Annotated in this window: 27 protein-coding genes and 1 rRNA gene; 7 read left to right on the top strand and 21 right to left on the bottom strand. The window is 41.5% G+C overall.

From position 1 onward, the window contains the following. The first annotated feature begins 332 nt into the window (after nucleotides 1–332). Complete coding sequence (locus PASHI_RS01565; RefSeq protein WP_054564068.1) at nucleotides 333–812, top strand: RNA recognition motif domain-containing protein; 480 nt, start codon at nucleotides 333–335, stop codon at nucleotides 810–812. On the opposite strand, the gene murI is transcribed toward PASHI_RS01565, so the two are convergent. Both murI and PASHI_RS01575 read right to left on the bottom strand, forming a co-directional pair. Next, the gene (gene murI / locus PASHI_RS01570; RefSeq protein WP_062564363.1) at nucleotides 775–1,569 is read right to left on the bottom strand and encodes a glutamate racemase; all 795 of its coding nucleotides are present in this window, start codon (nucleotides 1,567–1,569) and stop codon (nucleotides 775–777) included. The two genes, PASHI_RS01565 and murI, sit on opposite strands and share 38 nt — an antisense overlap. A 66-nt stretch (nucleotides 1,570–1,635) precedes the next feature. Continuing rightward, nucleotides 1,636–2,754: a DUF5610 domain-containing protein gene (locus tag PASHI_RS01575; protein ID WP_054554859.1), complete on the bottom strand. Its 1,119-nt coding sequence runs from the start codon at nucleotides 2,752–2,754 to the stop codon at nucleotides 1,636–1,638. 164 nt (nucleotides 2,755–2,918) lie between these two features. Between PASHI_RS01575 and trmA the strand changes: the two genes are divergently transcribed. Beyond that, nucleotides 2,919–4,016, top strand: a complete 1,098-nt coding sequence (trmA, locus tag PASHI_RS01580; RefSeq protein WP_062564364.1) for a tRNA (uridine(54)-C5)-methyltransferase TrmA — start codon at nucleotides 2,919–2,921, stop codon at nucleotides 4,014–4,016. Nucleotides 4,017–4,018: 2 nt separating this feature from the next. Here the strand turns inward: trmA and PASHI_RS01585 are convergent, their stop codons facing one another. The 5 genes from PASHI_RS01585 to ccoG form a co-directional block, all read right to left on the bottom strand. Then, nucleotides 4,019–4,471 (bottom strand): 2-thiouracil desulfurase family protein, encoded by a 453-nt coding sequence (locus PASHI_RS01585; protein WP_062564365.1) that lies wholly within the window; start codon nucleotides 4,469–4,471, stop codon nucleotides 4,019–4,021. A gap of 61 nt (nucleotides 4,472–4,532) precedes the next feature. Further along, nucleotides 4,533–5,171: a thiol:disulfide interchange protein DsbA/DsbL gene (locus PASHI_RS01590; protein ID WP_054554856.1), complete on the bottom strand. Its 639-nt coding sequence runs from the start codon at nucleotides 5,169–5,171 to the stop codon at nucleotides 4,533–4,535. 17 nt (nucleotides 5,172–5,188) lie between these two features. Next, the gene (locus PASHI_RS01595) at nucleotides 5,189–5,812 is read right to left on the bottom strand and encodes a thiol:disulfide interchange protein DsbA/DsbL (RefSeq protein ID WP_054564065.1); all 624 of its coding nucleotides are present in this window, start codon (nucleotides 5,810–5,812) and stop codon (nucleotides 5,189–5,191) included. Between the two features lie 30 nt (nucleotides 5,813–5,842). Beyond that, on the bottom strand, nucleotides 5,843–6,817 hold the full coding sequence (locus PASHI_RS01600) for a serine/threonine protein kinase (protein ID WP_054564064.1): 975 nt from the start codon (nucleotides 6,815–6,817) through the stop codon (nucleotides 5,843–5,845). Nucleotides 6,818–6,882: 65 nt separating this feature from the next. Further along, complete coding sequence (gene ccoG, locus PASHI_RS01605; protein WP_062564366.1) at nucleotides 6,883–8,313, bottom strand: cytochrome c oxidase accessory protein CcoG; 1,431 nt, start codon at nucleotides 8,311–8,313, stop codon at nucleotides 6,883–6,885. A gap of 277 nt (nucleotides 8,314–8,590) precedes the next feature. Between ccoG and PASHI_RS01610 the strand changes: the two genes are divergently transcribed. Next, complete coding sequence (locus PASHI_RS01610) at nucleotides 8,591–8,950, top strand: hypothetical protein (RefSeq protein WP_054564062.1); 360 nt, start codon at nucleotides 8,591–8,593, stop codon at nucleotides 8,948–8,950. Further along, a complete protein-coding gene (locus PASHI_RS01615) occupies nucleotides 8,950–9,153 on the top strand; it encodes a hypothetical protein (RefSeq protein WP_062564367.1) in 204 nt (67 codons plus the stop codon). Before PASHI_RS01610 ends, PASHI_RS01615 begins: the two co-directional genes overlap by 1 nt. Here the strand turns inward: PASHI_RS01615 and PASHI_RS01620 are convergent. The 13 genes from PASHI_RS01620 to gspC form a co-directional block, all read right to left on the bottom strand. Continuing rightward, nucleotides 9,150–9,764, bottom strand: coding sequence for a YecA/YgfB family protein (locus tag PASHI_RS01620; RefSeq protein ID WP_054564060.1), 615 nt, complete (start codon nucleotides 9,762–9,764; stop codon nucleotides 9,150–9,152). The genes PASHI_RS01615 and PASHI_RS01620 overlap by 4 nt on opposite strands. A gap of 19 nt (nucleotides 9,765–9,783) precedes the next feature. Then, complete coding sequence (locus PASHI_RS01625; RefSeq protein ID WP_062564368.1) at nucleotides 9,784–10,542, bottom strand: type II secretion system protein N; 759 nt, start codon at nucleotides 10,540–10,542, stop codon at nucleotides 9,784–9,786. Between the two features lie 3 nt (nucleotides 10,543–10,545). Beyond that, nucleotides 10,546–11,019: a type II secretion system protein GspM gene (gene gspM / locus PASHI_RS01630; protein ID WP_062564369.1), complete on the bottom strand. Its 474-nt coding sequence runs from the start codon at nucleotides 11,017–11,019 to the stop codon at nucleotides 10,546–10,548. Continuing rightward, complete coding sequence (gene gspL, locus PASHI_RS01635; RefSeq protein ID WP_055022237.1) at nucleotides 11,016–12,227, bottom strand: type II secretion system protein GspL; 1,212 nt, start codon at nucleotides 12,225–12,227, stop codon at nucleotides 11,016–11,018. Before gspL ends, gspM begins: the two co-directional genes overlap by 4 nt. Then, the gene (gene gspK / locus PASHI_RS01640; RefSeq protein WP_062564370.1) at nucleotides 12,224–13,219 is read right to left on the bottom strand and encodes a type II secretion system minor pseudopilin GspK; all 996 of its coding nucleotides are present in this window, start codon (nucleotides 13,217–13,219) and stop codon (nucleotides 12,224–12,226) included. Before gspK ends, gspL begins: the two co-directional genes overlap by 4 nt. A gap of 2 nt (nucleotides 13,220–13,221) precedes the next feature. Continuing rightward, nucleotides 13,222–13,869, bottom strand: coding sequence for a type II secretion system minor pseudopilin GspJ (gene gspJ / locus PASHI_RS01645; RefSeq protein ID WP_062564371.1), 648 nt, complete (start codon nucleotides 13,867–13,869; stop codon nucleotides 13,222–13,224). Continuing rightward, nucleotides 13,869–14,243, bottom strand: coding sequence for a type II secretion system minor pseudopilin GspI (gspI, locus tag PASHI_RS01650; RefSeq protein ID WP_054564054.1), 375 nt, complete (start codon nucleotides 14,241–14,243; stop codon nucleotides 13,869–13,871). Before gspI ends, gspJ begins: the two co-directional genes overlap by 1 nt. Next, nucleotides 14,243–14,842 (bottom strand): prepilin-type N-terminal cleavage/methylation domain-containing protein, encoded by a 600-nt coding sequence (locus tag PASHI_RS01655; protein ID WP_054564053.1) that lies wholly within the window; start codon nucleotides 14,840–14,842, stop codon nucleotides 14,243–14,245. Before PASHI_RS01655 ends, gspI begins: the two co-directional genes overlap by 1 nt. Nucleotides 14,843–14,897: 55 nt before the next feature. Beyond that, nucleotides 14,898–15,317: a type II secretion system major pseudopilin GspG gene (gspG, locus tag PASHI_RS01660; RefSeq protein WP_054554843.1), complete on the bottom strand. Its 420-nt coding sequence runs from the start codon at nucleotides 15,315–15,317 to the stop codon at nucleotides 14,898–14,900. Between the two features lie 78 nt (nucleotides 15,318–15,395). Beyond that, nucleotides 15,396–16,631 (bottom strand): type II secretion system inner membrane protein GspF, encoded by a 1,236-nt coding sequence (gspF, locus tag PASHI_RS01665; protein ID WP_062564372.1) that lies wholly within the window; start codon nucleotides 16,629–16,631, stop codon nucleotides 15,396–15,398. A gap of 2 nt (nucleotides 16,632–16,633) precedes the next feature. Then, nucleotides 16,634–18,199, bottom strand: coding sequence for a type II secretion system ATPase GspE (gspE, locus tag PASHI_RS01670; RefSeq protein ID WP_054564050.1), 1,566 nt, complete (start codon nucleotides 18,197–18,199; stop codon nucleotides 16,634–16,636). Further along, nucleotides 18,192–20,255: a type II secretion system secretin GspD gene (gene gspD / locus PASHI_RS01675; protein ID WP_054564049.1), complete on the bottom strand. Its 2,064-nt coding sequence runs from the start codon at nucleotides 20,253–20,255 to the stop codon at nucleotides 18,192–18,194. Before gspD ends, gspE begins: the two co-directional genes overlap by 8 nt. Before the next feature lie 22 nt (nucleotides 20,256–20,277). Next, nucleotides 20,278–21,219 carry a type II secretion system protein GspC gene (gene gspC, locus PASHI_RS01680; RefSeq protein ID WP_062564373.1) on the bottom strand — a complete coding sequence of 314 codons (942 nt, stop codon included), beginning with the start codon at nucleotides 21,217–21,219 and terminating at the stop codon, nucleotides 20,278–20,280. 206 nt (nucleotides 21,220–21,425) lie between these two features. Here gspC and hslR point away from each other — a divergent pair, with 206 nt between their 5' ends. From hslR to PASHI_RS01695, 3 genes are all read left to right on the top strand, one after another. Next, the gene (hslR, locus tag PASHI_RS01685) at nucleotides 21,426–21,848 is read left to right on the top strand and encodes a ribosome-associated heat shock protein Hsp15 (protein WP_370316790.1); all 423 of its coding nucleotides are present in this window, start codon (nucleotides 21,426–21,428) and stop codon (nucleotides 21,846–21,848) included. A 12-nt stretch (nucleotides 21,849–21,860) separates the two neighbouring features. Continuing rightward, nucleotides 21,861–22,706, top strand: coding sequence for an Hsp33 family molecular chaperone HslO (hslO, locus tag PASHI_RS01690; RefSeq protein ID WP_058584593.1), 846 nt, complete (start codon nucleotides 21,861–21,863; stop codon nucleotides 22,704–22,706). A gap of 277 nt (nucleotides 22,707–22,983) precedes the next feature. After that, nucleotides 22,984–24,522, top strand: a complete 1,539-nt coding sequence (locus PASHI_RS01695; protein ID WP_055199452.1) for a phosphoenolpyruvate carboxykinase — start codon at nucleotides 22,984–22,986, stop codon at nucleotides 24,520–24,522. A 940-nt stretch (nucleotides 24,523–25,462) separates the two neighbouring features. Here PASHI_RS01695 and rrf read toward each other — a convergent pair. Beyond that, a 5S ribosomal RNA gene (gene rrf, locus PASHI_RS01700) occupies nucleotides 25,463–25,577 on the bottom strand. Nucleotides 25,578–25,796: the final 219 nt, after the last annotated feature.

Raw genomic sequence — 25,796 nt, forward strand, 5'->3', positions numbered from 1 at the left:
TTCAAACTTTCTTTCGATTATTTGAAACCGAAGTTTCACTTAACTCTGTGTCACTTTGCTCAGCGTCTTTCGTTGCTGCCCGCCGTGTCAGTGGGGTCGCATTATAGGGAGATCCAAAAACAGATCAACACTTTTTTTCGATCTTTTTACTGTTCGCTCAAAAAGCGAACTAAATTTACCGAAAACAGCAAAAACGGTCGCTATTATGGCTGTTTTTTAAGCCAATATTCATAATTTAATGCAAATTTCATTGCTATGTTCATTTAACTCGTTAAGATAGCAAGTTCACAATGTTAAATTAATGTTTATTTCTTGTTTATTGGTAGATCAAAATGAAATTACCCGATCAAAAATCTTTTCTTTTCTCCGTTATTCTTGCTGTTTTAGGTTTTGTGGTTGTTAAGTTCGCACTTGCAAGCTTAGCTTTAGACCCAGCATTGCTATTTGGTGCAGGCTTATTAATTGGTGCTTTAGTTATTGCAGCACTTTCATCAGCGTCAAGTGAGGAGGCCGAAGTAAAAACAAAAACACTTTATGTTGGCAACCTACCTTATCGTGCTAATGAAGGTGTTGTTCGTGCTTTATTCGAAGAACAAGGCAAAGTTTTCAATGTACGTTTATTAAAAGATAAAAATACAGGTAAACGTCGTGGCTTTGGTTTTGTTGAAATGGCTGAAGCTGATGCAGATAAAGCAATCAATCAATTAAATGATAGCGAATTCCAACAACGTACTTTAAAAGTGCGTGAAGCAAAACAAAAACAAGAGAACGAAGCTAACAGCTTTCGTGAGGGATCTGATCAGTCAGCGTAATAAGCTCAACGCTTAATTGCGAATGACCAATAGGAGCCGTTGCATAATAGTGCAGCGGCTTTTTTTTATCTGTAGTAAGAGTAAAGCCTCGTAGAGCAATTAAACTTTCAACGCGCTTAGCAATCGCTTTGCCTGAGTCAATAAGGAAGATCTGTTGTTTATAGTAGTCACTAATCGCGCTGGCTAGTAATGGAAAGTGTGTACAGCCAAGTACCAATACATCTATATCTTCTGCTATCGCTAAATCACTCAATACATTCTCAAGCTTTGCTTTATTGATTTTCTGCGTATGAAATAGTGTTTCTGCAATTTCTACCAGCTCAGTTGAGCCATATAAGCTGACTTGTGTGTCTTGGCTATGAGTACTAATTAAGTTTGCAGTATAGCGACTCTTGATGGTTGATGGTGTTGCCAGTAAACCAATATGTTTGCTGTTACTTATAGCGCAAGCGGGTTTTATCGCAGGTACTACCCCGACAACTTCTATATTTGTGTGCTGGCGAATAGTTTCTAAGGCAGAGGTAGAGGCGGTATTACACGCAATAACTAGGATATCAACGTGTAAGTTTGCTGTTTCGATAAACTGTAGTAGCGCAAAAAGGCGGGCTATGATCGTTTGCTGACTTTGCTCGCCATAAGGCAATAAAGCATTGTCCATAAAATAACTATAATCAGCATCTGGGATCAATGCTTGGATCTGTTCAAGTACAGTTGTTCCACCTATACCAGAATCAAACACCATTATATGAACTGACAAACTGCTTACCTCGGATCATCAAAGGTCAGCAGTTTGCCATGCAGCTTGATAAAAAGAAAGAAAGGGCTAAGCCTCTTCTTCTGTTGCCGAGCGAAGCTTATTCATTTGCTCAAACATTGCTTTGGTATAATCCACCAGCTTACTGACTTCTTCTTTATCTTGGTTTAACCATTGTAAGATGCCAGCCAGTTCATTTTGCAAACCAATGTCACCCGCTTTATTAAACGCCTGTTTCAAGTCGTCATTAAATGGCGCTATTTTCTCAGCAACTTCTTTTTCGGGAGCAGGTTTATATTCTTCATACCCTTTGATAGCTGCTACTGTTTTGGTTTGTTTCAAATCCATGGTAAAGCCAACGAGTTGCTCGTTACCTAAGTTAAGCTCTTTAGCTTGTTCAAAGGCATCTTCTAATGAACCAGAGAAGAATGTTTCGCTAACACTCTGCAAGTCTTCCATCAATTCATTGATAGCTTGCTGCTCTTGCTCATTTAAATCACCATTGACCGACATCGAGAATGATAAATCACGTGATTGCGAAGACTCACTGACAAAGGCTTCGTTGTCGCCATTTTTGCTATAACTGCTTGCAGACTTACTTTCGTATGCATCAGCAAAGCTAATACTGACTTCATCACCTTCAGCGGTGGTGAAAGTGTACTCTGCGTTATTACTTAAACTGATGTATTGAGCTTGGCTTACTGAAACCGCATTAGGCTTAGGATTGAACAAGTCTTCTTCTAATTCATCAATACCTTTAAAAATACCTTCTTTAGACTTTTCGATACCCTCTTCGATGTCATCGTTAAGAATACCTGACTCTTTAAGCTCATCATACGCATCGTCGATGCCCATTTGCACACCTTTACGTGCATCACCTAGCATGCCTTTGAGTTTTTCATCATCAGCACCATCGGCTTTTGCTTTACGAAGTGCGCCGCCAACAAAGTCGAGTACGTTTTTCACGATCTCTTCAAAGTCGAACAAGGGTTTATCTTTTTTCTCTTCGGCTTTAGGTAAACCTAGTGCTTCAGCAAGTTTATCATCAAGAACTTTTGCCGCGAGCTCTCTGCCGCGTTGCTGATAACTATCTTGACGATTTTGAATGGTAGGCTGCTGCAGTGCCTGTTTACCATTGTATTTATTCACATTTGTATTAGGCATATAGCCTAGGTTGCCAATTTTCATGATCCGACTCCATGTTATGGTTAACTCATTATCGGCCAAAAACCACAAAACTTAAGTTTTTTGTATAAAAAAACGACACTAAAATAAATAACAAAACTAGACAAATCCTCAGCGCTCCCTACAATAGCGCCGTTATAAAGCTAAGAGATAAAAGGTAATCAGCCATGGCGGTTATAAAAATTGATACAACTCAATACGATGCACAATTGAGTGAGAAAGAGCAGCGCATCACCTCACAGTTTCGACGTTTTGGGGTCGAAAAATTAGAAGTGTTCGGCTCTGATCCTATTCATTACCGCCAACGTGCAGAGTTTCGTGTTTGGCATGAAGGTGAAGACCTGTTTCACATCATGTTTGATCAACAAACCAAAGAAAAGATCCGCGTAGATGAGTTTGACCCTGCCGCACCTTTAGTGGGTGAAGTGATGCAAGCGATGATCGAAAACTTAAAAGACAATGAAGTTCTGCGCCGTAAGCTGTTTCAAATCGATTACCTTTCAAGCTTAAGTGGCGAGATCCTTGTTAGCTTGTTGTATCACAAACAACTAGATGAGCAGTGGCTACAAGCAATTAAAGAGCTTAAAGCAAAACTGAGCACACTGTTTAAGATTGATTTTATTGGCCGTGCTCGTAAGCAAAAAGAAGTGATTGGTAATGACTATGTTATCGAGCGTTTAAACGTTAACGGTAAAGAGCTTATTTATCAACAAGTCGAAAATAGCTTTACGCAACCGAATGCGAAAGTAAACATCAAGATGCTAGAGTGGGCACAAGCCCTTTGCCAACCACTCAATAATGACTTACTGGAGTTATATTGTGGGAATGGTAACTTTTCGATTGCTCTTGCAGGTTCATTCGACCGTGTATTAGCCACTGAAATTTCAAAATCATCAGTTTACTCTGCGCAATACAATATCGCACAAAACAAGGTTGAGAACTTAGATATCATTCGTATGTCGAGTGAAGAGTTCACCCAAGCAATGAAAGGCGAACGTACTTTCTCTCGTTTAGATGGCATAGACCTGAAAAGCTATAACTGCCAAACAATCTTAGTAGATCCACCACGTGCAGGCATGGACACACTAACTTGTGACCTAGTTGCGAACTACGACAATATTATTTATATCTCGTGTAACCCAGATACCTTAGAGCGTGACCTTGATCACTTATGCAAAACCCATGAAGTAAAACGTTTTGCGATTTTTGACCAATTCCCTTACACCCACCACATCGAATCAGGTGTGTTTTTACAACGTAAATAAAATCAATCTGCCAGCGCAGCAAATAGCGCTGGCAACTGCTGCTCACTGAAGACTTCTATATTGTTGTCTTTTAACAGTTTTGCAGTTAACCCCATCCCTGAAATTTTCTTTCCTGAATGACTACCATCGTAAATAGTATTGCGACCACATGAAGGGCTTGATTCTTTTAACAGCGCATAGCGAATGCCCTGCTTTTTGCAAAGCTTAAGTGCTTGTTCTGCGCCATAAGCAAACTGTACTGTGACATCTTGTGCATCTTTGGTAAGTACTCTACCCGCTTTGATTTCTGCAGGCGGCCTTGGTGTAGGTAAGCCACCAGCTACTTCAGGGCAGAATGCAACGAGCCTTCCTTGCTGTTTAAGAGTTTCTAAACCAGGATGGAGTAAGTTTTGCGATTGCCCGTCATAACGAACAGGATTTCCTAACAAACAGCTTGAAACTAATAGTTTTTGCATTTGCTTTACCAACAAAAAAGCTCCGCGAACGGAGCTTTCTATTAAATTCAACTAACTAAGCTTATTTATCAGCTAGGTAGTTAATTAAGTCTGCCATGCTCTTCGCATCGCTAATACCTGAATCCGCACCTAGGATTACACGGTATTTACCATTAACAATAAAAGTTGGAACGCCTTTTAAAGCACCTTTTTGTTGGTAATATTCTTGATCGCGTTTCATCTTAGATGCCATAGTACGTACAGAGAAGCTATTGTAGTACTTATCAAAATCTTCAGCCGACACACCTTGTGAAACAAAGATGTCTTTCATATCTGCAAGTTCGTTAATACGAGCACGCTTACCGTGAATATGATTAAACACAGCGGCTACTAACGCGTCTTTCTGTGGTAACACATTAGCCGTCGCATAACCTTGCGCTAAGATAGTCTGAATTTCTGGGTCACGAGGACCTGAAAAATCAACATGACTCTTTTTGAATTTAACGCCATCTTTAAGAAGTGTTTTAAGCTCTTTCACTACTGGCTCGAAGTTATTACAGTGTGGGCAGTAGAATGAGAAGAACTCTTTTACTTCAGGCTTTTTAGAAGCGCGTGCATCAATCGTTTCATAATGCTTACCTTCTTCATATTGAGCAGCTGAGGCATTTGCCGCTAAACCTAGCGTGGCAGCCATTAATACAGCTTTTACTAACTTGATCATTACTTCTTACTCCAAAATTATTGTTTTAATAAAAATTCGACTAACTCATCAAGCATCTGCTGGCTCTTGATGGTGTTTAAATTGATTTTATATTTATCATTGACGATAAAAGTTGGTACACCAGTAAGGGCGCCCATATCTGAATATTTTTGCTGCTTATCTTGCATCGCTTTTTCAGCACTAATCACTGGCATGCTTGCAATTTCAGCGTCAAACACATCGTTGCTAATACCATTGGTCGCAAGTAATGCTTTCACGTCTTTTATATCTTTTAGTAAAGCGCGCTGTCTGTGGATGCTATTAAAGATTTGATCAGCAACTTGCTCACCTTTGCCATGTTGCTTAGCAATTAAGTAGGCATAGCTTAAGTTACTTTGCGTTTGCTTAGATACACCACCTAAAAAGTTAACATGGCTTTTTACAAATTCAGTCCCTTCAGGAAGACTTGCCGTTAATGCTTTTGCGACCGGTTCAAACTGAAAACAGTGTGGACAATAAAACGAAAAGAACTCGGTTACTTGAGGTGTTGCACTTTTCTCAACTTTTAATACTTCGTATTGATTGCCTGCTTCAAAATCAGCAGCAAGGGCCGCAAAAGGTAAACATAAAATGAGTAGACTTAACTTTAATTTTTTAAACATTGTTTTCTCGTCTTTCTTAACTTTAAAAATTTATGGTAATAATTTTAATGGTGCTTCCTGTAGCGCTGCAAGCTGTTCTTTTAGCGCTAGTATTTGCTGCTCCCAGTATTTGTCTTCAGCAAACCATGAAAAGTTCCGTGGGAACGCAGGATCATCCCACCTTTTTGCCAACCACCCCATGTAATGCACCATTCGCATTGCTCTAAGTGGTTCAATCAACTTTAATTGGCTGTGATCAAAGTCGCAAAATTCTTCATAAGCAGCCACTAAGGTGTCTAACTGTAACAGTTGGTTGTTACGATCGCCACTGAGCATCATCCAAAGATCTTGAATTGCAGGCCCTTGTCGGCTGTCATCTAAATCAACAAACATTAACGCGTCACCAGACCACAATATATTACCGGCATGGCAATCGCCGTGCAGGCGGATGGTTTCAACATTTTTATACTGCTCTGTGGTTTCTTTAATCACCAAATCTAAAATAGTATAAAAGGCGTTCTCTAATGCCATTGGCACCAAATTACTTGCTTGTAACTGAACTTTAGCTGTCTGAAGGTATTCTTCGCAGCTGATTACAGGCCTATGTTCAAATGGCTTTGCCTTAGCTACTTGGTGCATTCGCCCAATTAAGCGGCCAAGTACATCGAGTTGATCTAAATTATCAACTTCAAAAATGCGCCCGCCCACACTTGGGAATAACGTAAATAAATAACCATTATGCTCAAATAAGCTTTGCCCTTCGATAATTACAGGCGCAACAACCGGCACTTCAGCCTCGGCAAGCTCAAATGCAAACGCATGCTCTTCTAAGATTTGCGCCTTACTCCAGCGCTCTGGGCGGTAAAACTTAACAACATAACGATGGCCATCTTCTGCTTTAAATTGATAAACACGGTTCTCGTAGCTATTTAATGCCAGCAGCCCTGATTCAGCATAAACACCGATACTTTCAACTGCATCTAAAATTGAATCGGGTGTAAGGTCAACAAAACTAAATTTACTCATAATGTCTCATCATATAAAAAAAGCGGGAAAATCCCGCTTTTTATTCATTCGCTCAGTGTACTTAATTATCGCGCCTTAAAGAAGTTACTCGGCTGCGAAATCTGCACATCAGGCTCACCATCGACAGAAAGTACAAACTCAAACTTCGTCATGGGCTTTTTCAAATCATAAGGATCAACAACTAATGACAGTGGCACATTATAAGATTCACCAGAAGGTACTGTGAATGTTTGTTTGCCGATGTACTCAAAGTTATCGAGTCCTTCAACACGAATGTTAAAGGTTTGCTCATGTTGAGCTTTGTTAATTACTTTTAGTGTATAGGTGTTTTCGACTAAACCATTAAAGTCAACACGATATAGCTGATTACGGTCACGAATAATATCGAGTTCCATCGGTTTGCGCATCGCAATATTTGCTACTAGCGCCCCTGATAGCACGACTAAGATAACTAAATAGCCAATTAACTTAGGGCGCAGTGCATGTGTTTTGTTGTCTGGCGTTTCTAAGTTACGCTCTGTGGTGTAGGAAATTAGCCCGCGTGGGTAATTCATTTTATCCATCACCCCATCACACGCATCGATACATGCACCACAGTTAATACACTCGTATTGTAAGCCGTTACGAATATCGATCCCCGTTGGGCAGACCTGCACACATAAGTTACAGTCGATACAATCACCTAAGCCGAGCTCTTTTGGATCTTGCTTACGTGAACGAGGACCACGGCTTTCACCACGTGCTTCGTCATAGCTCACGGTAAAGGTATCTTTATCGAACATAGCTGACTGAAAGCGAGAATAAGGGCAAATGTGTAAGCACATAATCTCGCGCATCCAACCGGCATTACCATAGGTACACACAGCAAATACGGCTAGACAAATATACGAATACGCGGTTGCATCAAGGGTAAACAGATCAGGCAGTAGCTGACGGATTGGCGTAAAGTAACCTACAAAAGTAAATGCGGTATAAAGCGAGAATAACCACCAGCTGCCGTGTTTAGCACTTTTGCGCCAAAACTTATCAAAGTCCATTGGGCGTTGATCTAGCTTCTTACGCTGATTTGCACTACCTTCGAATTTTTCTTCAAACCAAATAAAAATGAAGGTCCAAACGGTTTGCGGGCATGTATAACCACACCAGACCCGACCATAAAAGGTCGTTACTAAGAACAACGCAAACGCTGCCAACATTAATATGAAGGCTAAGATAGTCAGATCTTGTGGCCAGAGCGTTAAACCAAAAATGTTAAACTTTTGCCCCACCAAATCAAACAACACAGCTTGTTGGCCGTTGAAGTTAATCCAAGGTAGTAGCATAAATGCAAGCATGCCGACAAAACCAATCCGTTGTCTCAACAGTTGGTGCAAACCTGTTACAGCTCGGACATAAATACGGTTACGTGGATTAAATCTATCATCGAGGGAAGCGTTTTCCGGTTTCTGGATTTTTACTTCCGTTGGGATATTTTTAACCTTAATCTGTTTATCCATTAAAATTCCTCAACGCCACTAGGAAATAATACTCAAACATATGTTTGCAGTAAGAGATTCTCTGTGCCAATAAGCAAATCAGAATACATCTCATTACGTTCAAAGATTTCTGAAACTTTAAATCTATAGAGCATTATACTCAATCTATAGAAAATTTCAGGGATTGATCGAAAATACGACGTTTTAATTATTTAAACTTATCTGCTTGCTTTTAAAACGACCATTTTATTAAACTTGCACCTATACCGTATTTATTTAGATCAAAGATTATTGTGCTATGAAAAAATTTCTTATTTTAGTGCTTATTATTTTAGCACTTTTCACGATTGATCATCCTTTGATCAAAGAGCCAAGAGAAAGGTTACTAGGTGAAGGCGTAAGCCTTATTTCTGATGCCAGTAAAGTCAACCGAAGTCCTGCGGCAAATATGGCTAAGAATAATATTAAGTCACAGCTGAATTTATCTAATTCAGAGCTTGAGTATATTGAAGAGACATTTACCACTGACGATAAACTACAAGTTTTTCACTTACACTACTGCCGTGAAAAAGATATTAACTTATATTTTTATGGCGAACGCTTAAACCGCGTATGCAGTATTGTCTCGAACGCACTTGAAGAAAGGCTAAACAAGTAATGGACTTTTCAGCTTTAAACAAAAAAACCAGCGACTCGTTTGCCAAACAACGCAATATGCTAAAAAAGCTGGGCAAAGGGCAAACCTTATACTGTGAAGTATGTAAAGGCGCCCTTACCTTAGATTTGAAGACTGATCAGCCAGGTAAAGGCGTTGTAAGCTGTGCCAAAGGTTGCACAGACATCCTATTAGAGCTGGGTTAGTTCCAGCCCTCATCATTATATAGCTGGCTATTTACAGCAACGACTTCAATTAGCTCAGCAAAGCCAGCGGCGAATTCATTCATAACTTCATACTGCTGCTGGCATAGTTGCCCTTCAGATAAACCATTATCAGTTGCAAGGGCTGCAATTTCACTCGTTTCAAGGGTAAAAAAGCCTAAGCTTTGTAGTGCACTAGCCAACGCCTCTTTAAGCTCATCAGCTAACTGTGGCGCGCTTAATAGCTTGTTAACGTAACCTTGTGCACCATGCATAAAACCTTGGCTCCAATGCTGACATTCTTGAATGTCTAAGTATTGCTGCCCTTGAGAGCTCAGCTGTAGGCTCACAGGTAATGCAAAACCCGTTTCGAATACTTGTTCGCTGATCTGTTGATATAAAGCCATAAATGCAAACAGCACTTGCTCGTCCATTTTCCCATCAGAGCCAGGTGCAACCTCTTCTAACCACTGATGAACATCAAGCGGCTCAGGAGCACAGATCACCGCAAATAAGTAGCCTTGGGTTTGCGACAAGCTAAGCGCATCTTGATGCTGCGCTAAAAACTGACTTAAAAGCTCACTTTGCTGCTTTGAAAACTCAGGTAATTGCATACTGTTCGATTAATCCAATTTAAAAGTTAAGCGGATAACGGCCTTCGTTATCAGGACGACCAAGAAACTTAGCTGCATCATGCACTTCTTTTGGCAAGCTTGCTTCAGGTTTAATATAACCAGCTACTTTAAAGTCTAGATTCGCTTTTAATACTGCATCAGCTTCAAGCCCTAAACGGTTTTCTGGGTCAACAAGCACTGCTACATCACCGGATTTACAGCTTAAACGACCGCTCAGAGGACCAATGCTAAACCAGTTGTTCATTCCTTTAACATCAATGCTAGGGCTCGCAATTTCGCCGCTTAGGCTTTCACAGTATGGCTCGCCTGAGCTGTACTCGTCTAAATCAACTATTACGCGGCCTTGTGCACTAATCGGTAAAGGGAGTTGTAAACGCTCCATGGCACGTTCAACCGTCAAGCGTAAAGTAGTCTTTTTCACAGTGATGGCTTGGTTAAAGAGGCCATATGTAAAATCACCATGGCCTGAAATACCCGCTTTATCACGAGGATCACCAAAGCGTACCGTACCCACTAATTTACCTGTGAACAGTGACCAGCCCGATAACTGCCAACGCACATTATTTAATTGCTCACCATCAAAACGTACCTGCATAATGCGGCCGTCCAATAGCGAGCCACTGGCTTTACCTAATTGTAATTGCTTTGGTAAATGTGGCTTAGCTAAATCAAGTGCAACGGCAGCGGGTGTTTTTACCAGCGTAAACACCAAAAAACACATCACAAACACTGTGATTAATAAAATAACTCTTTTCATCGTTTACTTCTCTAGTACCAAACGACTTACACGCACAAAGCCTGATTTGTCATCTTTACTTAAATCTAAATTCTCAATTAGCACGCCATGTGAATTAACCAGTTCATCTAACCATTCAACAAGGTTATTAAACTCAACAGAATCAATGGTTAAACGAAGTGAATTGTCATTTGGCTGCATTTTGCTAATGATAATTTGATAACGATTGCGGGTGCTATTAACGATTTGGCTTAAGCTACGGCTGCTCGTATTACGCGCGTTACCACTCGCTTTAAGTTTAATAATACTTTCATCAACCCACGCTAGCAGCTCTTGCTGTTTTATTGTGTCTTGCTCTGCTTTTTCGATAGCTGCGTTAAGTGGACGAAAGACCCCCATAACCAACACAAAAATAACAAACACACCACCTGCAACCATTACAAGTTGCTGCTCTTGTTCTTTTAACGAGCGCCAATAATTGATTATTTGGTTTTTCATGCCGCACCTCGTAACTTAATTTCACCAACGACAAAATCACCATCATTATTTAGCGAGCCTTGATCTACGGTTAAGCCACGCTGCTCTAAAATTGCTTTTACTTTACTAAATGACTGGAAATCTTTGCCGCGCGCACGAATACGTAATTCGTTACGACCTTGATCATAGCGAAGCGTTTCTGGTGTGAAATCTTTTACTTCACTAAAAATAGCAACCAGATCGTTAGTCAAATCTAAGAAGCCAGCTGTACTGCCACTTTCTATCAATGCAAGTTCGCTGCGAATTTGGCTACGAATAAGCTGAGGACGCACTTTTTTATTTGGAAAAGCACGCTGATAATTAGCAACCACTTCAGCTTTTGCGGCTTCAAGCTGGTTATTTAACTTATAAAGCTCAAGCGACTTAACACCTACACTGCAAACTAATGCAACACCTGCTGCAATAGCTGCTTTTTGCCAATAGCCCCACCAAATTGCTGATTTCTTCTTAAGCTGATAAACACCTTGGCGAAGGTTGAATTTCACCTCAGGTAACTGCTTAGCAAATAAGGCTAAAGGTAAATCGTATTGCTGCGTTTGAGCACTAAGGTTAACCGTATCAGGAAAAGCCGTTGCAGGGCTAAAGTGTGCAACATCAGGGTTACCTAATGCTGTTAAATAGCCAGCAAGCCAACTTGTCTCTACAGCGGCAATATGCCAGTTACCCTGCTTACATAGCCACTGACCATTAAGCTCAATAGCGCGTAACTGAGTGTTGTCATCGACATCAGGTAACAATAAAGCATCCGGCAGTATTTTATATACTTCGATGCCATGCTCATTAAACTCAGCCAGCCATTGCTCAAACCATTCACGATCGGTCATCGCGATGTTAATCGCGTGCTTCTCATCAATAAGTGTTGGCTCTGCAATCGCTATGAATAAGTCATCAACATCACAGGCTATTTCTTCTTCTAGCATGTAAGGAAGTGCTTGCTCTAACTTGCGGCTCCACTTGGTTGGCAATGCGACCGTTTTTAGTTGTACTTGATCACTTGGTAGTAGTACAACCACTTCCCGTGATTGTGCTCTCTCTGTTAGCTCACCAAGTTGTGTTGCATTGGCAATTTCGCCGCTAGCAATTATTTCTTGTTCTGTTGGTGAGTAAATTAGCCAGTTAAGGCTGTCTTTTAATGTTTGACCCGTACGGATCAACAATATCTCTGTCACTGTACGCCTCCAAATTTTCGCGCCAGTATCGTTACTGTACCATTAGTGGCATGGAGTAAGGTGGTCATCGAAAAACGCAGTTCTGCAAATTCAGCCTGCGTTTGTAGTTTAAAATATTCACTGTTGATACTGAATAAGTCTTCAACGGCTTTCACATTTTGTGCGCCTTGTTGATTAACCTCTTCAAAAAATGCCTCTAAATCATCATAACCATCTTGAGGACGTGATGATAATACCGCTTCAGCGCCTGAAAGACTTAAGCCATCAATAAGCGAGCTTAATATAATGGCACTTTCTACAGGTAGTGTATTAACGTTGATTTCTAATAACTCACTACCTGGAATAACACACACAAATGGTAAAATTTTCTCCATAACGAGTGGGTTAAAGCCTTTTACTAAACGAAGTTCTGACGTCGAAGCAAAATAGCTATTTGCCGTCATATATGGGTATTGTCGAGATAAGTACTCATCTTCTTCTGCACCTGAACGATAGGTAATGCTATCAGCGTCTAACCAATCAAACACGCTATCGGCCATGGCTTCTTCAGACTCATCGGTTGGCAAGTCTTCAATATTTTCTAATAATGCCAACAATGCCTTATGTGCTGGGTTCGTTTTATTATTTGGATCCGTTTGTTGATCTGGCTTTACATGCAATGCATTTAAATTCAAACATGCTTGTAAGTCTGTAATTGTGCCACTTAAGGTACCATTATCAACCGGGTAAGGGACTCCACCCTGCTGTGCCCAGACTTGCTCTAAATGCGTTTTATCAGGATCATCTTTTTTAGTTTGTTTTAGTGCTTTAATTGCCAGCTCTTCAGCTGCAAAGGCATACCATTTAGCCTGTTGATGGTTTTGAATATTACTGCTGCGCTGCACTTGCACCATTAAATTAGCACTCATCTCAACGGCTAACATAGCTGCTAGCGCCACAATAAATAGCACAATAACAAGCGCAGCACCTTTAGAACGTTTAATAGTAGTCATAGCTAACCACCCGTTCCGTTATTATTACCATTATTTGCTTGGGCAGTGACTTTGCCTTCACCTGGCACTAAAAACACTCGACGAATGGGTTCCTGTTCTATTTTTTGAATAGTGACTGCCACCGCTTTTGGCAGTGCTTTAATTTGCCACTGTTCTTGCCATTCGTCTTTATCATCTAAAAATTCAAATTTAAGGTCTTCAATGTCTTCTAAAATGACTTGTGAACGCGGTTCCATGTTATCTAGTTGATCAACATACACCCGATACACTCGCTCAAGCTTGTCATCGATAACGCGGTAACCAACCGCTTGCAGTTCAGAGCGCGGCAGTAGATTAATTGGGTTGACCCAACCATCACGAACAAAGCCAATGCCATCGTATTGGCTATCAAGAACATAACGACCAGCTAACACATACGTTTCTTGAAAATCACCGGCTTCGTTTCGAACCTGACGCTTAGTCATTTGACTAAAATCTTGGTCCATCAAACGAAATAAGGTTTGAAAGCCATTTAACTCAGCAATTGTCTCGTCTGAGGCTTCTTTTGCTTTGGTTGTCGAATCCAGTATTTGATGGGTCGATAACACCACAAAGGCTAAGATGCCCATGGCGACAATCACTTCAAGTAAGGTAAAACCGCGTTGCTTCACTACTTATCACCTTTATTCAAATAAGTAGAAAGCTCATAAACTGGGTATTCAAGCTTTTCATCGGCAAACACGTTAATGGTGACCTTTACAAAGGTTTTATCAGCAGTAGGAACCACGTCCTGACGCCAATACCATTCAAAACCAGCGAGCGTTTCAGTACCTTTAACGCCATTTTTGCCTGTCCATTTATCGCCTTTGGCGCGTTGCTCAACCATTACATTCTCAGCAACCCAAGAAGCATAAGTTTGTTCTTCAATCGACGAAAGATGATTAATATGCTCACCAGTTGCCTGCATTGCGGCAATACCGGCCATTGCACAAATAGCCAGTGCAACCATCACTTCAAGTAAGGTAAAACCTGCTGACTTATTCATTATTCAGGCTCCATACGAAACTTTACCGGGGCCATAAATTCGCCTTCGATAAAATATTGCGGTTCACGCTCTTCTTTAAGCTCGTAAACCAATTGAAACGCACTGACTTCGCCAGAAGATAAAATAAGTACCTGCGGTATTTTGAGCTTTTGTAGCTCAAGTAGGCTGTCTTCGTCACCACCGCTCATTAATTCACGCCAGTTTGACTGCTCTAATAAGTTATCTTGTGCCCAGGCTAAATCATCAAGGTTAAGAGTGAGCTTAAAGCGTTCATCAACCTTAATTGGGGCAAACAATTTTTCACGGTCAAACGTAACCCACTTATCACCGTCAAAAACTAAAAATTCAAATGTATCTTGGTCAAGATGAAAACCCAGCTCAACCTGATTTAAAATCGCAAACTCAGACGCCATATTAATCGTAGTATGTAATCTGAGCGCTTGTTTTTCGAGTTCTTCTTCAGCACCACCATCAAAACTGTAGGCAACCATTTTGGTGACAAAACCAATCACCACGAGCACCATTAATATTTCGATGAGGCTAAACCCTTTCGCGTGCTTAGCACGGCCAGCCAAACGCAAACGACCAAGGCTTACCATAATAGTAAGCCTTGATGTGTATAAGCTTTGTTCAGTTGGCTGAATTTAGGCATTATTACTTTTCTTCATCCCAGTTACCGATGTCATCATCAGTACCAGCTTCACCATCAGGACCCATTGAAAAGATATCAATTTTACCGATTTCTCCTGGGCTGATTAGTTGGTAAGGGTTACCCCATGGATCTTCTGGTAATTTCTCAAGGAAACCACCATCAGGAAAACGCTTTGGAATTGGCTCAATGCTTGTTTTATTTACTAGCGCTTCTAAGCCTTGCTCTGTGGTTGGATACGCTTTGTTTTTAAGCTTGTATAGACTTAACGCATCTTCAATTTGTTGAATATCTAAGTGTGCTTTATCGATTGCAGCTTCTTCTTGCTGACCCATGATATTTGGCGCCACAATTGACATGATCATACCGATGATAACCAGTACTACCATGACTTCTAGTAATGAGAAACCTGACTGTTTGTTCACAAAAATACCTCTAACTTTCTTCAAAAATTTATTATAGAGCGGCAGTGTTAGCTGCTAATTGCTCTAGTGTTCCCTAATTTAAAGACCTACAGCCTTATTCATTGCCATAATCGGCTGTAGTATTGCCATAACAATAAACAATACAATTACCGCCATTGAAGCAATCATCGCGGGCTCTAATAGTTTCAGAGACACGTTTACCATGCTCTCAAACTCACGATCTTGGTTATTTGCAGCACGCTCAAGCATTTGCTCAAGTTCACCTGATTTTTCACCACTGGCTATCATGTGTAGCATCATAGGTGGGAAAAGTTTGGTTTGCTGAAGTGAAGCACGAAGACTCGCCCCTTCACTCACACGTGTTGCAGCATCTTGCACTGACTTTTTCATTTTTTCGTTAACCAGTACACCACCTGAAATACGCATCCCTTCAAGTAGCGGCACTGAGCTTGACGATAAAATACTTAAAGTTCGAGCAAAACGCGCCGTATTAACACCGCGTGCTACCTTACCAATACCCGGTAAATAAAGCACTTTTTCGTCATACCAGTAACGAATATGCGGCTGCTTAAGCGCTTGCTTAATAGCCACTGCTAACACGGTTATAATGACTAAACTTATAAACCAGTAATTTTGTACAAAATTACTCGCAGCCATTACCCATTCGGTGGTCCAGGGTAATACTTGTTTTGATTTTTCGAAGGTCTTCAAGATTTTTGGTACCACAGTACCTAACAATACAGAGACAATGGCAATAGCAAATACCACAAGTATGGTTGGATAAACCATCGCCTGTGTGATTTGACTACGCATATGCTGACGTTGTTCCGTGTAATCAGCTAAACGATTTAAAACTTGGTCAAGGTGACCTGATTTTTCACCGGCTGCCACCATGGCGCGATACAAATCATCAAATACATGCGGAAACTCACTCATGCCATCTGCTAAGGTATAACCTTCAACAACCTTTGAGCGCACGGCCATTAGCATGCGCTTTAAACGCGGCTTTTCACACTGCTCAGCCACCGCCATGACAGCCCCTTCAACAGGTAATGCTGACTGGATTAAAGTTGCGAGCTGGCGAGTGATTAATGCTAAATCTGAAGTCGAAATTTTTGGTTTAAAGAAGCTACCAAATAGAGAGCCCTTTGCCCCAGTCGCTTGCTTTTCACCTTCTGCAGCAGCAACGACTTCTAAAGGCATTAAACCTTGATCGCGCAAGGTTTGGCGGATTTGCTTTACCGTATCAGCTTCAAGAATGCCTTTTTTCTCTTTACCTCTGCCATCGAGGGCTCGGTATTCAAATGCTGCCATAATTAACCTTCCTCACGTGTTACACGCAGGACTTCTTCTAAGGTAGTGCGACCTGCAAGTACGCGATTACAGCCATCTTGGCGAATACTTGGGCTATGTTTGCGAATGTATTTTTCAACACTTTGTTCGCCTTTACCGCTGTGGATCATTTCGCGAATTGTTTCATCAACAACCAGCAATTCATGAATACCAGTACGACCGCGATAACCATTAAAGTTACACTCTTCACAACCAACTGCACGATAAATTGTTGGCGGCTCAGCAGGATTAACACCTAATAACTGGCACTCACGCTCATCAGCAATGTGACCTTCTTTACAGCTATTGCATAAAGTACGTACAAGACGTTGTGACAATACACCGAGTAACGATGATGACAGTAAGAAAGGCTCCACGCCCATGTCTTCCATACGCGTGATAGCACCAGCAGCTGTATTAGTATGCAGTGTCGACATAACCAAGTGACCGGTTAATGACGCTTGCACACCAATTTGTGCCGTTTCAAGGTCACGGATTTCACCCACCATTACGACGTCAGGGTCTTGACGAAGGATGGCACGTAAGCCTCGGGCAAAGGTCATATCTACCTTGGTATTAACCTGAGTTTGACCAATACCTGGGATCTCGTACTCGATTGGATCTTCAACAGTAAGAATATTGCGGTCTCGTGAGTTGATTTGGCTCATCCCCGCATACAAGGTGGTACTTTTACCAGAACCCGTAGGGCCAGTTACTAAGATAATACCGTGCGGCTTACTGATTAAATCAGCAAACAATTCACGGTTACGCTCAGTCATACCTAAATCTTCAAGGTTCAGACGCGCGTTGTTTTTATCAAGTAGACGCAATACAACACGCTCACCAAAGCTTGATGGCATTGTCGATACACGCACATCAACAGCACGACCAGCAATACGTAAACTAATACGACCATCTTGCGGAATACGTTTTTCAGCAATATCTAGCTTTGCCATAACCTTAATACGCGACACCAGCAGTGAAGCGAGTTTACGGTTCGGCTTTAACACTTCTTTTAATACGCCATCAACCCTAAAGCGAATTACCAGCTCTTGCTCAAAGGTTTCGATATGAATATCTGAAGCACCTTCTTTGATTGCTTCGCTGAGCATTGCGTTGATCAGTTTGATGATTGGTGCATCGTCATCACCAGCAAGAAGATCTTCAGTTTGCGGTAATTCATCTGCAAGCGAGAATAAATCAACCTCGTTGCCGATATCTTCCATCATTTGCTGTGTTTCAGAACTATCACGCTGATAAGAAGCCTCAAGCAACAGCTCAAATTTGTCATCAGGTAATTGTTCTAGCGAAAAACCATGACCCGCAATGCGGCGTACTTCAAGTAAAGCATCAACATCTAACTCACCGCGGTAATACACAGTCCAGTTATCCTGATCTTTACTCAATAATACGCCTGTACGACGCGCGTACGAGAATGGCAAACGCTTGGTTGGCAAGCTAACAAGATCATCACTTGTTAGCAGCTCATCATGACTTGCCGGCGCTTCTGACGCTAACTCATCATTGATTTCTGTAATTGCATTAGTCATCGTTGCGCTCATTCGCGTTTTGTTGTTTTAGGTACTCTTCGTACGTTGGCGGTAATATCAAAGCATCATTCCATTCAGGAAGAATTGGTGCATCCGTCAACGGCATTAAATCAATACCATCTTCTTTTTGTTTGTGTTGTTCGCCACGAATAAAGTTATATTTCGAGTGGCTCAATTTATTCATGCTGATGCCATCGCGAACAATGGTAGGACGAATAAAGACAATCAGGTTACGCTTGCGCTTACTCGTGCTGGTTGAGCGGAATAAATGACCAAGTACCGGAATATCACCTAATAATGGTACTTTAGAAACACTTTCTTGCACGTCTTCATCAATCAAGCCGCCAAGTACAACCATGCCGCCATCATCAGCCATAACCGTAGTTTTAATAGCACGTTTGTTTACTGAAATATCAACCGCAGTCGCACCACTTACACTTGAAACCTCTTGTTCAATCGTTAATTGAACTGCTGAGCCATCATTGATCTGTGGTGTTACTTTCAGTTTCACACCCACTTCTTGACGTTCAACTGTTTGGAATGGGTTAGCGTTATTTGAGCCTGTTTGCGAACCTGTGATAATAGGTACTTCTTGACCAACAATCATTGATGCTTCTTCGTTATCCATGGTCGTTACAGACGGCGTAGCAAGAATATTAGAGTTAGTGTCCGTTGAAACAGCTTGGATAATTGCACCCCAGTCATTTTTAACAATACCCATTGCTAGACCATTAATACCACCAAGTAGTGAAGCAAGTGCTGTTAAGTCACCTTCTTGTGTTTCAGAGGTACTTGTCACAGTGCCAGTTTCAGTACCGACTACCGTGCCTTCAATCGTTTTATCACGCGCTTGTTCAGCAGCAACAGCTAACGAACCAACAGGTACTGTGGTGCCATTGTTGAACTGCATCATGCCGCCTTGCTCTGAAATCCACTGTAAGCCTAAGTTGATACCATCGGCTTCTAACACCTCAACGATAATAGCTTCAACTAAAACCTGAGCACGACGAACATCAAGACGTTCAATAACTTGCTCAAGCGAACGCATGGTGTCAGGCTGTGCAGTGATTACGAGTGAGTTTGAATCTGGGTGTGCTTCAATGCTTGTTTCGTTTTGATTACGTGAGCGAGTTTTTGTTGCACCGCCTTGCGCGTCTTCTGCTAATGTCTTGCTTACGCCCTGCAATACTTTTACAAGGTCTTCTGCTTTGGCGTAATTAAGATAGATAACCTTAGTATTACCTTGGTTTTCTAGCTCACCATCTAAACGGCTAATCAATTCAACAGCACGTGTACGCGCTTGTGCTTCACCACTGACAATCACACTGTTAGTACGACCATCAGCAACAACTTTAGGGATTAAAAACTCAGGAACACTCCCTTTGCCACCATCTTTGTAAATATTCTCAACAACCGACACTACATCGTCAGCGGTAGCAAATTTAAGTTTTACGATATCAACGCGCTTATCACCGGCTTGGTCAACCGAACGAATGATTTCAACTAAACGGTTAACTGACGCGGCATGACCGGTCAACATCATCACGTTTGCTGCATTGAAGTTAGCAACGTGGCCGCCATCTTTTTGATCACTAAATTGACGAACTAGCGGGCCAAGCTCTTGTACGCTTACATTTTTAACACGTACAACACGTGTCACCATCATATCGCCACTGGCTTGGTTATCTTCAGTGATCAGCGGTACGTTCGACTTTTTAGCGTCAGAACTTTTTTCAATTTTGATAATACCGTTATCCATCTCTACAGCTGAATAACCATAAACCTCAAGTACATTTAAAAAGAACTGGTAATAAAGCTTCTCGTCCATTAGCTCGTAACTGCGCACATTGACTTTGCCGCGCACATTCGGGTCAATAATGACGGTTTTATTTAGATTTTTACCAACGATATTAATAAATTCATTAATATCAGTGCCTTTAAAATTAGCCGCATACTCAACAGCAGATACTGAAAGCGATAATCCTGTTAATAAAAAAAGCGCTGCATATTTAGCTAACCCTTTTTTGATTTTTGTGAGGTGTAGCGCGTGAACCATTCTATAAAAACTCCAAAGCTAGTTATTGCAGGCTAAATTGCACATCAATTTGCTCACCATCGCGTTCGATAGTGATACTTGCGTCAGTACTATTTCGTAATTCGTTTATTGCTGACATTGCCTGTTTCAAATCATTTAATTGATAGCCATTAATCGCAATAGCTAAATCATTATTCATTAGTCCCATCTGCTTGAATAGAGCAGGATCTTTACCTGGGCTTAAGCGATAACCCACTAACTCGCCATCAACCATCGCTTGAGAGACGCGAATGTAGTCAAATAGTTTACCGGGATCGTCTAATACTTCTTCACGCGTTTCGATAAGCGCTTCTTTTACATCTTCATCTTCAGTCGCATTTATTTCATTATTTTCGACAAGCTGAGGGCCTGCGGTTAATTCTGACTCTTTGCGCTCCGCCAATACAGGCATAGAGACTTTTTTAGTAAAGTCGAGGCCATCCAGCATTAAGGTTTCAAAGCGGCCGCTTACATCTAAAATTACTCGGTCAGGTAATACTTGAGCAAGCTTGGCACGAGTGCCTTTAATTGCATCATCGACAACATAGGTTTCTTGCTTGCCTTGAGATTCAATAATAGCAAGACCCGCTTGATCATTTTGGCTGACCGCAACAATACCAGTTAGGTTAATACTTAGACGTGTTTCAGGGGCGTTGTTAATGACTTGATTTTGTTTCGCGGCAGGTTTCTTAGTTTCGACAACAACTTTGCCGAATAGATTTTGTTCAATAATTTGGCGAGAGCTGACTGTCTCAACTCGTTTAGCCATGCTGTTAACACCGGTTACTGGCAGTGCTCTTGTATCGGGTTCTGGCCACACAAGCCAAAACAGCTTAGATGACAAAAAAGCAATGTAAACAAGAACTAACAGCACTACAAATGCACTTAGCTTGGCATGAGGTAAGCCGTTTAAAAACTGTTTAACTTGTTGTAAGTGTTGATCCATAAACTCTATTTCTTATTTTAATTTACTGCTTGATAGCTGGCCTATAGTACCTTTTCATTTTTCATTCAACAAGCGCACGTATATTAAACTTTGTAAACAAGGTAATTTCGACAAACAGGGGCTGCAAGGAATAACTATGACTATTTCTTTGTGATTAAGTTTCATGGTAAATTTTGCCTATATATAAGCAGCTTTAAAAGAGCACAATTGTGTCAAAAGGTAACACTCAAAAGTCGCAAGACAAACAAGACGAATTAAGCGTGCGCCTTGATAAATGGTTATGGGCTGCCCGCTTTTATAAAACCCGCTCAATAGCACGAGACATGGTGCAAGGCGGCAAAGTACATTATAATGGACAACGTACCAAGCCCAGCAAAATTGTCGAAGTAGGTGCAGTGGTAAAACTGCTACAAGGGGTCGACGAAAAGGTTGTGACAATCGAAAAGATCCTTGAAAAACGTCAAGGTGCCCCCATTGCACAAACCTTATATCAAGAAACTCAAGCTAGTATTGAGAAACGCGAAGCAAATGCTATCGCCCGAAAGAACAACAGCTTCTTTGCTCCACATCCTGATCGTAAACCAGATAAGAAGCAAAGACGTGAACTGTTAAAAATGAAATCAAGTTAGGTAATGCAACTCATGCAACAAGATTTACTTCATCGTTATATATTTGATCAGCTCGATGTACGTGGCGAACTCGTACAAATTGAAAACACTTATCAAGAGATGATCGCAAACCATAATTACCCAGCACCTGTGCAAACCTTATTAGGTGAACTACTTGTTGCTACCTGCTTATTAACAGCTACTTTAAAGTTTGAAGGCGAAATTGCCGTTCAACTACAAGGCGACGGCCCTGTTAAATATGCGGTAATTAATGGTGACGATAAACAAAACATGCGAGGCATCGCACGTCTACAAGGTGAAGTAACCGGTAGCTCAATAAAAGACTTAATTGGTAATGGCTATATGGTTATTACAATTACGCCAACTAAAGGTGAGCGATACCAAGGTATTGTACCGTTAGAGCACGATAGCTTAGATAAATGCCTTGAAAACTATTTTGAGCAATCGGAACAGTTAAAAACACGTCTTTGGTTTGCGACTGAAGTAACAGCAGACACAGCCAAAGCTGCTGGCTTATTCTTGCAAGTATTACCTGTAAATAAAGACAAGTCAGTTGAAGACTTCACTCATCTTGAAGCGATCAGTAACACGATTAAAGATGAAGAGTTGCTAGGTTTAGATGCCAATACTGTGCTGACTCGACTTTACCATGAAGATAATCCTCAGTTATTCGAACCACAGTCTATTAGCTTCCGTTGTGGCTGTAGCAGAGACAAAACAATTGCTGCATTAGTAAATGTAGGTCAAGACGAATTACTTGCCGATGTGCAAGCAAATGGTGAAGTAAAAATTAGCTGTCATTATTGCTTAAAAGATTACATCTTTAACGAGCAAGATATTAAAGCCATATTTAATTAATACACCATAATAAATATTATTATATTAAAAGCCGCCATCAGTGCGGCTTTTTTATTAAAAAAAATATCAAAACTAATGATACCGGTGTCATGAAAAAGCGCCATTTTATGACACCGGTATCATTGAAATTATTCATGTTTTTTGCCAAATATATGCCTTTTTAAGCCCTTCAGACACTCGAATATCCCTAATCCTTCTGTTACTATTATTTTAGCAAAAGGGAAAACTAAGAACCCCAGAGCTATCCCGTTCAATCTCTCACAATTTAGGTATAAACATGACTGCAAACGCTACTAGTTTTGTTGATCTTACAGCAGCTGAACTTGTCGAACACGCTATTCGTCGTGGCGAAGGGACTCTAGCCGCTAATGGTGCTTTTGTTGCTAAAACCGGTGTGCGCACTGGCCGCTCTCCAAAAGATCGTTTTATTGTTCAAGAGCCAAGCACTGAAAACGAAATCCAATGGGGCAACGTAAACCGCCCATTCGATGCAGACAAGTTTGATGCGTTATGGGCCCGTGTAGAAGAGCACGTGAAAAGCAACGACCACTTCATCTCTCACCTAGAAGTTGGCGCTGATCCTGAGCACTATTTACCAGTTGTAGTTACAACAGAAACTGCATGGCATCATATTTTTGCCAAAAACATGTTTATCGAACCTCAAACATACAATACTGCTGATTTCCCTGAGTGGCAGGTAATGAATGTACCTTCATTTGTATGTGACCCAGAGCGTGATGGCACTAACAGTGACGGCACTGTAATCATTAACTTCGCACAACGTAAAGTACTACTAGCTGGTATGCGCTACGCAGGCGAAATGAAGAAATCAATGTTCTCTGTACAAAACTTCCTACTTCCTGCAAAAGGTGTATTACCAATGCACTGCTCTGCAAACGTAGGTGAAGCAGGCGATACTGCGTTATTCTTCGGTCTATCTGGTACAGGTAAAACAACATTATCTGCAGATCCTACTCGTTTCCTTATTGGTGATGACGAGCACGGTTGGGCACCTGGTAGCGTATTTAATATCGAAGGTGGTTGTTACGCTAAATGTATCGACCTTTCACAAAAGAACGAACCAGTTATTTGGAATGCAATTCGCTTCGGTACAATCTTAGAAAACGTGGTACTTGACGAAAATCGTGTACCAGATTTCCATGATACAAGCCTGACACAAAATAGCCGCGCAGCTTACCCGCTTGAGCACGTTGAAAAACGTAAAGTAGAAAACCGTGCTGGCGAGCCAAAAGCCGTTGTGTTCTTAACATGTGACGTAAGTGGTGTATTACCACCAGTTTCAGTACTAACTGAAGAAGCTGCTGCATACCACTTCTTAAGCGGTTACACTGCGAAAGTAGGTTCAACTGAAATCGGTTCAACAAGCGACATCGAGTCTACGTTCTCAACATGTTTCGGTGCTCCGTTCTTCCCACGTCCTGCTGGCGTTTATGCAGAGCTTCTAATGAAGCGTGTACGTGAATTCGGCGCTAAAGTATACCTAGTTAACACAGGTTGGACAGGTGGCCCTTACGGTACTGGTCAACGCTTCGATATCCCGACTACACGTGCTGTAGTTGATGCAATCGTATCAGGTAAACTGGCAGATGTTGAAACTCAACACATCGACGTTCTAAACCTAGATGTACCAGTTGCAGTTCCAGGTGTAGACAGCCAACTTCTTAACCCAATCAACACATGGGAAGATAAAGAGAAGTACGCAGAATACGCAAACAAGCTAGCTTCTGACTTCACTGAAAACTTCGCTAAATACGATGTTTCAGAAGCAATCAAATCAGCAGGTCCAAAAGCTTAATATCAAGCTTACCCTCAGATTAAAAAACGCCAGCTATATGCTGGCGTTTTTGTTTTTGGGGGATGAGTTTGAGTTACGAGTTGCGAGAGTAAAGTTAGCGAGGGGAAAGTTTGAAGGTCTGGCGTAGGTTGGGTAGAGCGAAGTGAAACCCAACACATCACAGGGCTATCAGCTTTCAGCCGTCAGCGATCAGCCGCGCGGTGTGGGTGATTGTTGCTGCGTCTTCCTATGCAATTAGGCTCTAGGCTCTAGGCTCTAGGCTCTAGGCTCTAGGCTCTAGGCTCTAGGCAAAGTGTACTTGTAGGAATGGCTTAGCCGTGAATGTTTTTGTAAAGGTCTGAATTCGGCACAGAAGTGCCTCCTACGGGGTTTTGTTACTGAGGGTAACTCAGTTACATAACAACCCGGTAGATCAACTAACATCTATTATCTGACGTTTGAGATTCTTATCACGTAGGAATGGCTTTAGCCATGAATTTGTTTGTTATGGTCTAGATTCGGCACTGAAGTGCCTCCTACAGGGGTTTGTTGCTGAGGGAGACTCAGTTACCTAACAACCCGGTAGATCAACTGACATCTAATATCTGACGTCTGAGATTCTTATCACGTAGGAATGGCTTTAGCCGTGAATGTGTTTGTTAAGGTCTGAATTAGGCACTGAAGTGCCTCCTACGGGGGTTGTTGCTGAGGGTGACTCTGTACTAAACACCACACAGTTCAACTGACATCTGAGATACGTATCACGTAGGAATGGCTTTAGCCATGAGTGTGTTTGTTAAGGTCTAGATTCGGCACTGAAGTGCCTCCTACGGGGGTTGTTGCTGAGGGAGTCTCTGTACAGGACAACCCCACATTTCAACTGACGTCTGACGGCTGAAAGCTGACAGCTTCAAACACAAAAAAGCCCGACTCTTTCGAATCGGGCTTTCTTTAATTTGGAGCCTGGCGATGACCTACTTTCACATAGCAGCTGCTACACTATCATCGGCGCTGTTTCGTTTCACTACTGAGTTCGGCATGGGGTCAGGTGGGTCCAAAACGCTATTGTCACCAAGCAAAAGGCGTGGAAAGGATTCTCGACAAAGCGCGTAGCGCTTACGAGTCCTTTGCGCAAGGTGAACTGATTTCGCGTTAAGCGTTGCGGTTCACCCTACATAAATCTGGAAATCTGATATTTTCTTACAGCTTAAAGCTTATGGCTTACAGCTTCGTAAAATCTACTTTAGTTTCTTAACTTCTGTCTGTTACGCTGTCATAAAACGCGTTTGGCGTTG

This window comes from Pseudoalteromonas shioyasakiensis (assembly GCF_001550135.1).
GTDB classification, from domain to species: domain Bacteria; phylum Pseudomonadota; class Gammaproteobacteria; order Enterobacterales; family Alteromonadaceae; genus Pseudoalteromonas; species Pseudoalteromonas shioyasakiensis.